Here is an 11,031-nt window from a genome sequence, read left to right on the forward strand (position 1 = left end):
AGATGTGGAACGAGGGACGTCCTACGTCTAGACTCGGGTGAGATTAGGAGGCCATCCGTGACCCGGTCAAGAGGGCAAGGCGAACCGATGCGGCGACCACGCTGTGCGACGGGCGCCCATGCGTCGATGAGTAGGGTGACGCCCGGAGACATTCGGCGATGGGGGACGCGATGACGGTGCGCGACCGGCGCAAGAACGGCGTACAGGAACGGATCAAGGAGTTGATCCTGGAGCGCGGCCTGAGTGCCGGCGATCCGATGCCCACCGAGACCGATCTGATGGAACTCCTCGGCGTCAGCCGAAACTCCGTGCGTGAGGCGCTCAAGGCACTCCAGGCCGTGGGCATTGTGGAGATCCGGCACGGTTTCGGCACCTACGTGGGTCGCATGTCCCTCGGCGCCCTCGTCGACGAACTGTCCTTCCACGGCCGCCTCTCACAAGCCTCGGGCGCGCGCAGCATCACCGAACTGGTCGCGGTGCGCGAGGCGTTGGAGGCGGGCCTGATCGGACGGGTCGTCGAGACCGCCGACGACGCCGACCTGGCGGATCTGCGCGCGGTGGCCGATCACATGGCTGTGGAGGCGGCCGGCGGCGAGGTGTCGCCGCTGACCGACCGCCAATTTCACGAGACGCTGTATCGCCCGCTGGGCAACGACCTGATGCTGCGCCTGCTCGCCGCGTTCTGGGACGCCTACGATCGACTCGCCGCCGACCTGCCGCCGATCGGCGAGTCCGCCGAGGACGTCGCCGCCCAACACCGCGAGGTTTACGAGGCCGTCGCCGCCCGCGACGCCGAACGGGCCCGCCGCGCGCTCACGGTCCACTTCACCGGTATCCGAAGCCGCACACCCGGGCCCGTTCCGGCCCCGTGAGGAACAGTCGCGCGGCAGAGGGAACTCGGCAAGCGCCCGTGCCTCGGGCTCGTACGCCGTGCCTCCCGGCGGAGATCCCCACGGCCGGCCGCAGGTCGGATCGGGCGGTGCACAAACATGTGCGGCGCCTTCGTCCGCCTCTTCCTGCCGTGAGGCACCCCGCCGAGACGCCGGTACGGACTGTCGGGGTCGGTCGAGGCGTCCACGGCGGCTTCGGCTCGGACGAGCGAGGCGTGCAGGGCACGCGTGATGTCGTCGAGTCGCGTGGTGAAAGGGGCGTCCCTGTGGACAAGGCCGCCTCGCACCCACCCGTCCGTCGACACACGACGTACACGCGAGCCGGTATGTACGTCGCGGCGCGCAGGATGCGCGGACGCTTGCGGACCGATGCGCGGATCGGCCGGCCGGGGTGAGGCTTGGCGGTATGCGACGAACAGGCAAAACTCCCAGGCGGACCGGGATCCGCTCGCGACAGGCGACCGGAGGGACACGACGTGCGCGCGGTCGCGGCGTGGCCGCTGCCGTCGTGGCCCTGCTGACCTTGGCGGCCACGACACCGGCCGCGGCGTCCGGTGAGGCGACGGCGGGGCGCCGGCCCTCCCTTGCCGACCGGCTGGACGAGGACTCGGCGGCGCTCGTGGCCGCGGGTGCCACGGCCGCCCAGGTCCGGGTCGATGTCCCCGGTCTGCACCGGTCGTTCGCGGCCGGGCTCGCGGACGTTCCCGGTGGCGTGCCGATGACGCCGGACGCGACGTTCCGGATCGGCAGCACGACCAAGACCCTCGTGGCGACGGTGGTGCTGCAACTGGTCGGGGAGGCACGGATCGGGCTGGACGTCCCGATCGAGCACTATCTGCCGGGACTGGTGCCGGGCGGCGGTGCCATCACGGTGCGGCAGGTTCTGGATCATCGCTCCGGCCTGCACGACTACGTGTACGCGTTGGATGTGGGCACCGAGGACTGGTTCACGCACGGCCGGTTCCGGACCTGGACGGCGCGGGAGAAGCTTGCGGCGGGTGTAGGAATGCCGCCCTACTTCGCCCCCGGGACGGGGTACCGCTATTCGAACACCGACTACATCGTGGCGGGAATGCTGATCGAGCGGGTCACCGGGCGTACCTACGCGGAGGAGGTCACGCGCCGGGTGCTGCGACCCCTGGGGCTGCGGCACACGTCGTTTCCCGGGACGTCGACGACGATCCCGGGGCCGCACGCGCGCGCCTATGCCGAACTGGAGCCCGAGCCGCTCGACGTCACGGAATTCAACCCCTCGCAGGCGGGCGCCTCCGGGGAGGTTCTGTCCACCGGGCGCGACCTGAACCGGTTCGTTCGCGCGTTGCTCGCGGGCACGCTGCTGAGGCCGAACCAACTGCGGGAGATGAAGGCCACGTTGGACACCGGTCTGCCCTATCGCTACGGGCTGGGCCTGGAGTCGGAGGTGCTCGCGTGCGGGGTGACGGTGTGGGGTCATCCCGGTGGCGTTCCGGGATCCATGACGGAGATGTGGGCGACGGCGGACGGGCGCCGCAGCGTGTCCGTGTCGTACAACCCGCTGGGGTTGAAGGCGAACGACGCGCAGCGCGCGGCGGTGGGCACCTTGTTGGCCGACGCGCTGTGCCCGTAGGGCGGGCGCGTCGTCGGGATGGTCGTGGCGCGCCGAACGGTGGGCGCGGAGGCCCGGCTCAGGGATTCGCGGCGCGGACCAGGCCGGATTCGTAGGCGGTGATGACCAATTGCGCGCGGTCGCGGGCGTGGAGTTTGGTCAGGAGGCGGCTGACGTGGGTGCGGGCGGTGGCCGGGCTGAGGTGGAGGTGGGCGGCGATCTCGTCGTTGGAGAGGCCGCGGGCGACGAGGACGAGGACTTCGCGTTCGCGTGGGGTGACCGCGGCGAGGGCGGTGCCGGGGTCCGGGAGGGGGTCGCCGGGTGTGGGACGGCGGACGAACTCGGCGATCAGGCGGCGGGTGACGGCCGGCGAGATCAGCGCGTCGCCCGCGGCGACGACGCGGATCGCGGCGAGCAGATCCGGGGCCTCGGTGTCCTTGAGGAGGAAGCCGCCGGCGCCGGCGCGCAGCGCGGCGTACACGTACTCGTCGAGGTCGAACGTGGTCAGGACGAGCACGTGGCTGGTCGCGTCGGCGGCGCCGGTGATGCGGCGGGTGGCTTCGATGCCGTCCATGATCGGCATGCGGATGTCCATGAGGACGACATCGGGCCGCAGGTGCGCGGCGGCTTCGACCGCGGCGGCGCCGTCGGCGGCTTCGCCCACGCATTCGAGGTCGGGGGCGATGTCGAGGAAGGCCCGGAGTGTCGTCCGCAGCAGTGCCTGGTCCTCGGCCACCACGACGCGCAGCGGGCTCACGCGGCGGCCACCGGTTCGTCGATCGGCAGGCGGGCCAGGATCCGGAAGCCGCGGTCGGCGCGCGGCCCGGCCTCGAGCGTTCCGCCGCACAGGTTGACGCGTTCGCGCATGCCGGCCAGGCCGTGGCCGACGGCATGCGGGGTGTCGCTCGCGCGGCCGAGGTCGCTCACCTGGATCGCCAACTCGGCGGCGCCGTAGGTCAGATGGATTTCGCACCGGTCGGTGCGCGCGTGTCTGATCACGTTGGTCAGCGCCTCCTGGACGATGCGGTACGCCGACAGGTCGAGCCCGATCGGCAGGGGGCGGGGTGTGCCGGTGGTGGTGACGGTGACGCGTACTCCGGCGCGTTCGGTGCTCGCGAGCAGCTCGTCGAGCTCGCGCATCCCCGGCGGCGGGTGGAGGTGGCCGTCCACGGTGGCGTCGGCTTCGCGCAGGACGCCGAGGAGGCGGCGCAGTTCGCGCAGGCCGTCGCGGCTGGTGGCGGCGATCGAGGCCAGGGTGGGCTGGGCCTGTTCGGGTCGGACGGCGGCGACGTAGCCGCCGAGTTCGGCTTGGACCGCGATCAGGCTCATGCTGTGCGCGACGATGTCGTGCATCTCGCGGGCTATCCGCAGCCGTTCCTCGACCAGGGCGTGGTGGGCCTGTTCGAGGCGCGCTTCGGCGGCGGCCTCGGCTTGCTCGCGCAGTCCCCGGTCGTACGCGCGGCGCTTGCGCACGGCCACCCCGATCGCCCACACGGCCCCCAGACCCACCGCGTCGGGGATCAGCGTGGCGCCGGCGTTCGTCCACCCGGCGCCGCTGCCGTGCACGAAGAGTGCGGCACCGGCAGCCAGGGCGGTTTGGGCGAGCGCCAAACCGGCCGCCGCGATCCGGTCGGTGGCGGTCGCGGCGACGATGTACACGACGAGCGCCAGTCCGAGGAACGGTGTCTTGGGACATCCATGGGCAACCGCGAGCAGCGCCGCGCTCGCGGCGAGGGCCACGGCGGTCAGGCGGCGGACGCGGCGGATGGCGACCGCCGTCGCGGTCGCCGCGACGAACAGCAGGGCGCCCCAGAGCGGGAGGGCGCCGTCGCGTGGGAAGGCGCCGCCGGCGGGGGTGTCGAGGTATGCCACCGGCACCGCGCACACGATGTCGACGAGCAGCCAGTGCCGCGGGCTCGGTCGCCCGGCCGGCAGCGGACCCGAAGGATGACTCACTCGGTCAATGTAGAACGTGGATTCCGGTGCGGCGTCCTCGCCCGGGAGGGTTGTGCGCTGTCGACACCGGGGGTACGCCACACGCGGGCGTACGTGCCGGCGCGTAGTCTCGTTCCGCGCCCGCGGGTGGACGACGCGATCGCGGGCGGGCGATCAGGCTCCACGTCGTGAACCGGAAACGAGAGGATCCGGGTACGACGGCCGCGTCGCATGCGAGGCGGCCGTCGTGTGCCGGTCGTGTCGCCGGTCAGCAGATCCGGGGCAGTTGCTCCCCGATCGGCATGTCCAGTACCCGCGTTCCCCCCAGCCCGGTACGCGCCACCACCATCCCCGGGTGCGCCGTGACACACTCGCCGATCACCGCCGCCCCCGCACCCAGCGGATGCGCCCGCATCGCCGCGAGCACCGCGTCGGCGTGCTCGCGGGGAACGAAGGCGACCAACTTGCCCTCGTTGGCCACATACAGCGGATCGAGGCCCAGGATGGCGCACGCGTTGGCCACCTGGGGTGGCACCGGGACGTCGCGTTCGGCGATCTCCACCCCGACCCGGGCCGCCGCCGCGATCTCGTTGAGCACGGCCCCCAGGCCGCCCCGGGTGGGATCGCGAAGCACGTGCAGGTCCGGGGTGACCGCGAGCATGGCCTCGACCAGACCGCCCAACGCGGCGCAGTCGCTGCGGATCTCGACATCGAACTCCAGGCCCTCGCGCACGCTCATCACGGCCACTCCGTGGACGCCCATGTCGCCGCTGACGATCACCACGTCCCCCGGGGCGGCGCGCTGCGGGCGCAGATCGACGCCGGCCGGGACCAGGCCGATCCCGGCGGTGTTGAGGTAGATGCCGTCCCCGTGGCCGGCCTCGACCACCTTGGTGTCGCCGGTGGCGATCTCGACGCCGGCGGCTCGGGCCGCGTCGCCGAGCGCTTGGGCGACCCGCGCGACGACCGCCGTCTCGACGCCCTCCTCCAGGATGAACCCGACGGACAGATAGGCCGCCTTGGCGCCGCTCATGGCCAGGTCGTTGACCGTCCCGTTGACCGCGAGATCGCCGATGCAGCCGCCGGGAAAGAACAGCGGTCGAACCACGAACGAGTCGGTGGAGAAAGCCAGCCGGGCCCCGCCGAGGGTAACCACCGCGGAGTCGGCGAGCGAGGCGAGCACGGGCCCCCCGAAAGCGGGGGCGAAGACGTGTTCGACGAGTTCGGCGGACAACGCGCCGCCGCCGCCGTGTCCGGTCACGATCCGCGGGTGATCGCGCAACGGGGCCGGACAGGTCCACCCGGAGAAGTCCGGCGCGGAGGGCACGGCGGGTACGCGAGACTCCGCGATGAGAGCGAGGTCGGTGAGTTCAGCCAACGGGTGTCGCCTCCCGGGGCGCGGCGTCGGCGGCGTCGAGCCGACGGTAGAGGTAGTAGGCGGCGCACGCGCCCTCGCTGGAGACCATCGTCGCGCCGAGCGGATTGCGCGGGGTACACGTGGTGCCGAACGCCGCGCACTCGTTGGGCTTGAGCAGGCCCTGCAACACCTCGCCGCTGCGGCACTCGGCCGGTTCCAGGGTGTCGATCCCGGTCACCTCGAAGCGGTATTCGGCGTCGTAGTCGCGATAGCGCGAGGACAGCCGCCACCCGCTGTCCGGGATCACCCCGATGCCGCGCCAGGCCCGGTCGGTCACCTCGAACACGTCGGCCAGCATCGTCTTCGCGGCGGGATTGCCCTGCTCCCGCACCGCCCGGGCGTAGGCGTTGTCCACCGTGTGCTCGCCCCGCTCGAGTTGGTGGATCGTACGCCGGATGCCCTCCAAGATGTCCAACGGCTCGAACCCGGTGACCACGATCGGCACCCGATGCCGCTCGGCCAGTTCCGGGTACTCCTCCACACCCATCACGCTGCACACGTGCCCGGCCGCCAGGAAGCCCTGTACCCGGCAGTCGGGCGAATTCATGATCGCCTCGATCGCCGGCGGCACCCGCACGTGCGACACCAGCAGGCTGAAGTTGCGGATGCCCAGCCGCTTGGCCTGATACACCGTCATCGCGTTGGGTGGTGCGGTGGTCTCGAAGCCGATGCCGAAGAACACCACCTCCCGGTCGGGGTTGTCCCGGGCGATCGTGAGCGCGTCCAGCGGCGAGTAGACCACTCGCACGTCACCGCCCTCGCCGCGTACCCGGAACAGGTCGCGATCGGTGCCCGGCACCCGCAACATGTCGCCGAACGAGCAGAAGATCACCCCCGGGCGTGCCGCGATGGCCAGCGCCTTGTCGATCACCTCCAGCGGCGTCACGCACACCGGACAGCCGGGCCCATGGATCAACTCCACCTCGGTGGGCAGCAGTTGGTCGATGCCGTGCCGAATGATGGTGTGCGTCTGACCGCCGCAGACCTCCATGATCGACCACGGCCGGGTCACCGTGGCGCGGATCTCGTCCAGCAGTCGTCGGCCGATCTCCGGATTGCGGAACTCGTCCAGGTACTTCACCGCAGTGCCTCCTTCGACACATCACTGGGAATCGGATCGGGGACGACCACGGGTTCCGGCCGGACGAACTCCCCGGACGCCGCGCCCGCCGCCTCCCAGGGATCGCCGAACTCCTCCTGGAGCAGCCCCATCTCGTCGAACAGGGCAAGCGTGCGCAGGGCCGACTCCTCGTCCAGCCGTTGCAGCGCGAAGCCCACGTGCACGATGGCGTACTCGCCGACCTTCAGGTCGGGTACGTACTCCAGGCACACGTCCTTGACCACGCCGCCGAAGTCGACGAGGCCCATCCGGGTTCCGTCCCGTTCCTCGATCTTCGTCACTCTGCCGGGCACCGCCAGGCACATCGCTCTCTCCTCGTCGTGCGACAACGACCACGCTCGCGCGTCGTCGACTCATGGGTGATCGGGCGCACGCTCACGGGCGGCTCGACTCGCTCGGCGCCCGCCGACCGGCCCCGACCAGCACCTGGCCCAGCGCCAGCCCGCCGTCGTTCGGCGGCACCAGGCGATGGCGCAGCACGGTGAAGTCCCGTTCGCACAGCGCCCGTCCGCAGGCGGAGGAGATGATCGCGTTGGCGAATACGCCGCCGGTGAGCGCAACCGGGGTCGGCCCGTACCGCTCCCGTGTGTGCTCGGCCACCGCGACCACCAGATCGACCACCGCGCGGTGAAAGCGCGCCGCGAGCAATTCCGGGTCGCTGCCGGCCCGCAGGTCGGCGATCGCCGCCGCGAACACCGGGCCCGGGTCGGCGATCAGGGGATCGGCCTCGCCGTCGCCCGGAAGCAGCGCGAACGTGTACCCGTGAACCGGTCCGGGCCGCCGAACGGCCGCGCCCTCCAACTCGATCGCCGCTTGTGCCTCGTAGCCGGCCAGGTGGCAGACGCCGATCAGCGACGCGAACGCGTCGAAGAGCCGGCCCATGCTGGAGGTGGGCACACAGTTCAGGTCGCGTTCGAGTTGACGCGCCAACACCCGGCGTTCCTCGTCGGAACCGGCCCGCACACAGGGCAGGTCCTCGGACCACTCGATCCCGGCGGCGTACAGATGAGCCAGCGCCATCCGGTACGGCCGGGCCACCGCGGCGTCGCCGCCGGCCAACGGCACGTAGCGCAGGTGCGCCACCCGATGGAAGTCGGCGTAGTCGGCGAGCAGGAACTCGCCGCCCCACACCGCGCCGTCGTCACCGTAGCCGGTCCCGTCGAAGGCGACGCCCAACACCGTTGCGGCGCCGTCCAGTTCGTGTTCGGCCATCGCGGCGGCGATGTGCGCGTGATGGTGTTGGACCAGCCGCACCGGCCGTCGGGCCGCGGCGCGCCGGGCCCACCCGGTGGAGCGATAGCCCGGATGGCGATCGGCGACCAGCACTTCGGGACGCACGCCGGTGATCGCGCCCAGGTGTTCGATCGTGTGCTCGAAGGCATCTTGCGTGGCGAGGTCGTCCATGTCGCCGACGTGCCCGGACAGCCACGCCTCGCGGCCCTCGGCCAGCGCGAACGTGTTCTTCAGGTCCCCGCCGACGGCGAGCGTCGCGGGCACCTCCACCGGCAGCCGGATCGGCAGCGGCGCCCAGCCTCGCGAGCGCCGGACGAACAGTGGCTCGCCGTCCACCACCCGCACCACCGAATCGTCCAGCGGCACCCGGATGGGTCGATCGTGGGTGAGCCAGCCGTCCGCGAGTGTCGCCAGCCGAGTCAGCGCTTCGTCGTCGTCGGTCACGATCGGCTCGCCGGCCGCGTTGCCGCTGGTGAGTACGAGCAGGCGTGGCCCGGCCCGGTCGTCGAGCAGGCCCAGGAGCAGGTGGTGCACGGGTGTGTACGGCAACATGAAGCCCAGATCGGGGCAGCGCGGGGCGATCGCCTCCGACAGCGCGGCTCGGGCCGCGGGGCGCCGCCGCAGCAGCACGATCGGCCGGGCCGCGCCGGTGAGCAACTCCCTCTCCGCGTCCGTGATCGCGGCGTGCGGCTCGATCTCGGCGAGCGTGCGGGCCAGCAGGGCGAACGGTTTGTCGCCGCGCCCCTTGCGCTCGCGCAGCCGCAGCACCGCGTCCTCGTCGGCCGCGTCGCAGGCCAGGTGGTAGCCGCCGATGCCCTTGACCGCCAGGATCGCCCCTTGGGCGAGCATGCGCCGGGCCTCGTCCAGGGTGCCGAAGCCGATCGGGGCCCCGTCCGCGTCGACCAGGGACAGCCGGGGGCCACAGGCGTGGCACGCGATGGGTTGCGCGTGGAAGCGTCGGTCGCCGGGATCGGTGTACTCGCGGGCGCAGTCGGGGCACATCGGGAAGTCGGCCATCGTGGTGTGCGCGCGGTCGTACGGCAGCGCGGTGACGATGGTGAAGCGCGGGCCGCAATCGGTGCAGGTGATGAACGGGTGCAGGTGACGGCGGTCGGCGGGATCCTCGAGTTCGGCCAGGCAACGAGCGCACGTGGCGACATCGGGCGGAATCCGGGTGCGGTGCGCGGCACCCGGCTCGGGCGGCACGGACGCCACGATCGTGAATCCGGTGTCGCCGCCGATCGCGAGTTCCTCGTGGGTGATCGACTCGACCGAGGCCAGCGCGGGTGCCTCGGTGTCGATCCGCCGGCAGAACGCGGCCACCTCGGCCGGCCCGCCCTCGATCTCGACGAGCACGCCGGCACCGGTGTTGGTGACGTGTCCGGCCAGACCCAGCTCGGTGGCCAGCGTGTAGACGAACGGCCGAAAGCCCACGCCCTGTACGGTGCCGCGCACGAGGATCCGACGCCGCTGCGCGACCCGGGGCGGCCCGGCGGCGGTCAAGACGGCTCCCGCGCCGGAACCGGCCGCGCGTCGATCTCGTGCGTGTGCCCGTGCCCGTGCCCGTGCCCGTGCTCATGCCCGGGTTCACCACCGGGCTGGTACCCGGGGCCGTTCCCGGTCCCCGGCCCGGTGTCGGGCGATCCGTGCGCGTGCGTATGTCCGTCCGCCGCGTGCCGTGCCATGACCGGCGTGTGCACCGCCCCGCCGTCGAGCACCGCGACCGCGCGCGTCAGCAGCTCGCCGACACCTCGACCGGTCCTGGTCGAGGTGAGCAGCACCTCGACCCCGGGGTTCACCCGTCGGATGTTGGCCAGGAAGGCGTGTTCGTCGAATTCGACCGCCTCGGCGAGGTCGATCTTGGTCACCACCACCAGGTTCGCCAGACCGAACGCCGACGGATACTTGAGCGGCTTGTCCTCCCCCTCGGTCACCGAAGCGAGCGCGACCCGCAGGCTCTCGCCCAGGTCGTAGGAGGCCGGGCAGACCAGATTGCCGACGTTCTCCACGAACAGCACGCGAGTCTCCGCCGGCAGCCAGCCCGTGAGTTGTCGACGCAACTGCGCGGCCTCCAGGTGGCACAGCCCGTCGGTGAGAATCTGCTTGACCGGTGCCCCGGACCGGGCCAACCGCGTCGCGTCGTTGTCGGTGGCCAGGTCCGCGGTCAACGCCGCGACCGGCACCGCGCGTTCGCCGGCCAGGCGCAACTCCGCCTCCAGCAGGGCGGTCTTGCCACTGCCGGGGCTGGACAGCAGGTTGACGGCGATCACCCCGCGTGCGGCCAGTTCGGCGCGCAGGTCGTTCGCCCCGCGATCGTTGTGGGCGAGCACGGCCTGCCGCAACTCGTCGACTCGGCACATGTGAAGTCAACCCTCCTGGGTGGCCTGGGCGTATCCGACGGCCTGGACCGGATCCGCCCAGCACACGTCGACGATCTGCAATTCGCGCCCGCACAGCAGTTCGGTGCTCGCGCCCGCGCATTCGGGGCAGCACAGGTCGGGTGGCACGCCCACCGCCCACTCGACGGCGCACACGCCGCAGCGGGCCCGGCCCGGGACGCCTTCGACCACCAACTCCGCGTCGCGCAGCACCGTCTCGGCGCGCGCGATCTCGAACGCGAAGGCCAGCGCGTCGGGAACCACCCCGGCCAGTTCGCCGACCCGCAGCCGAACGGTCAGCGCGGCCCGCTCCCCGGTTCGCGCGGCGACCGCCTCGACCTGCTCGATGACGGCCAACGCAATCGACATCTCGTGCATCGACCCTCTCCCGGGCTCGACGATCCACCGCCGCCGGCCCACCGAGTCGACGGGCCCGCGCTCCATTACAGGCACCGACGGCGCCGCGCACGGGC

Annotated in this window: 10 protein-coding genes; 2 read left to right on the plus strand and 8 right to left on the minus strand. The window is 72.0% G+C overall.

Features of this window, described 5'->3' with window-relative positions:
• Positions 1 to 158: 158 nt before the first annotated feature.
• Together ACFRCG_RS09970 and ACFRCG_RS09975 are read left to right on the plus strand one after the other, a co-directional pair.
• A complete protein-coding gene (locus ACFRCG_RS09970; protein WP_380030306.1) occupies positions 159 to 872 on the plus strand; it encodes a FadR/GntR family transcriptional regulator in 714 nt (237 codons plus the stop codon).
• A gap of 511 nt (positions 873 to 1,383) precedes the next feature.
• Positions 1,384 to 2,496: a serine hydrolase domain-containing protein gene (locus ACFRCG_RS09975; RefSeq protein WP_380030307.1), complete on the plus strand. Its 1,113-nt coding sequence runs from the start codon at positions 1,384 to 1,386 to the stop codon at positions 2,494 to 2,496.
• A gap of 58 nt (positions 2,497 to 2,554) precedes the next feature.
• On the opposite strand, the gene ACFRCG_RS09980 is transcribed toward ACFRCG_RS09975, so the two are convergent.
• The 8 genes from ACFRCG_RS09980 to ACFRCG_RS10015 all read right to left on the minus strand — a co-directional run bounded on the left by ACFRCG_RS09980 (position 2,555) and on the right by ACFRCG_RS10015 (position 10,936).
• Positions 2,555 to 3,232 (minus strand): response regulator, encoded by a 678-nt coding sequence (locus ACFRCG_RS09980; protein ID WP_380030308.1) that lies wholly within the window; start codon positions 3,230 to 3,232, stop codon positions 2,555 to 2,557.
• Positions 3,229 to 4,431 (minus strand): sensor histidine kinase, encoded by a 1,203-nt coding sequence (locus ACFRCG_RS09985; RefSeq protein ID WP_380030309.1) that lies wholly within the window; start codon positions 4,429 to 4,431, stop codon positions 3,229 to 3,231. The genes ACFRCG_RS09980 and ACFRCG_RS09985 overlap by 4 nt, the downstream gene beginning before the upstream one ends.
• 247 nt (positions 4,432 to 4,678) lie before the next feature.
• Positions 4,679 to 5,788 (minus strand): hydrogenase expression/formation protein HypE, encoded by a 1,110-nt coding sequence (hypE, locus tag ACFRCG_RS09990; RefSeq protein WP_380030310.1) that lies wholly within the window; start codon positions 5,786 to 5,788, stop codon positions 4,679 to 4,681.
• Positions 5,781 to 6,908: a hydrogenase formation protein HypD gene (hypD, locus tag ACFRCG_RS09995; protein ID WP_380030311.1), complete on the minus strand. Its 1,128-nt coding sequence runs from the start codon at positions 6,906 to 6,908 to the stop codon at positions 5,781 to 5,783. The genes hypE and hypD overlap by 8 nt, the downstream gene beginning before the upstream one ends.
• A complete protein-coding gene (locus ACFRCG_RS10000) occupies positions 6,905 to 7,252 on the minus strand; it encodes a HypC/HybG/HupF family hydrogenase formation chaperone (RefSeq protein WP_126642477.1) in 348 nt (115 codons plus the stop codon). The genes hypD and ACFRCG_RS10000 overlap by 4 nt, the downstream gene beginning before the upstream one ends.
• A gap of 70 nt (positions 7,253 to 7,322) precedes the next feature.
• Complete coding sequence (gene hypF, locus ACFRCG_RS10005) at positions 7,323 to 9,683, minus strand: carbamoyltransferase HypF (protein WP_380030312.1); 2,361 nt, start codon at positions 9,681 to 9,683, stop codon at positions 7,323 to 7,325.
• Positions 9,680 to 10,540, minus strand: coding sequence for a hydrogenase nickel incorporation protein HypB (gene hypB, locus ACFRCG_RS10010; RefSeq protein ID WP_380030313.1), 861 nt, complete (start codon positions 10,538 to 10,540; stop codon positions 9,680 to 9,682). The genes hypF and hypB overlap by 4 nt, the downstream gene beginning before the upstream one ends.
• Positions 10,541 to 10,546: 6 nt before the next feature.
• Positions 10,547 to 10,936 (minus strand): hydrogenase maturation nickel metallochaperone HypA, encoded by a 390-nt coding sequence (locus ACFRCG_RS10015; protein WP_380030314.1) that lies wholly within the window; start codon positions 10,934 to 10,936, stop codon positions 10,547 to 10,549.
• Between the last annotated feature and the right edge of the window lie 95 nt (positions 10,937 to 11,031).

Source organism: Embleya sp. NPDC056575, assembly GCF_042793325.1.
Lineage (GTDB): Bacteria > Actinomycetota > Actinomycetes > Streptomycetales > Streptomycetaceae > Embleya.

Coding starts and splice junctions, on each gene's coding strand:
- ACFRCG_RS09970 (WP_380030306.1), top strand. CDS start 159: ATGGGGGACGCGATGACGGTGCGCGACCGGCGCAAGAACGGCGTACAG.
- ACFRCG_RS10000 (WP_126642477.1), bottom strand. CDS start 7,252: ATGTGCCTGGCGGTGCCCGGCAGAGTGACGAAGATCGAGGAACGGGAC.
- hypB (WP_380030313.1), bottom strand. CDS start 10,540: ATGTGCCGAGTCGACGAGTTGCGGCAGGCCGTGCTCGCCCACAACGAT.
- ACFRCG_RS10015 (WP_380030314.1), bottom strand. CDS start 10,936: ATGCACGAGATGTCGATTGCGTTGGCCGTCATCGAGCAGGTCGAGGCG.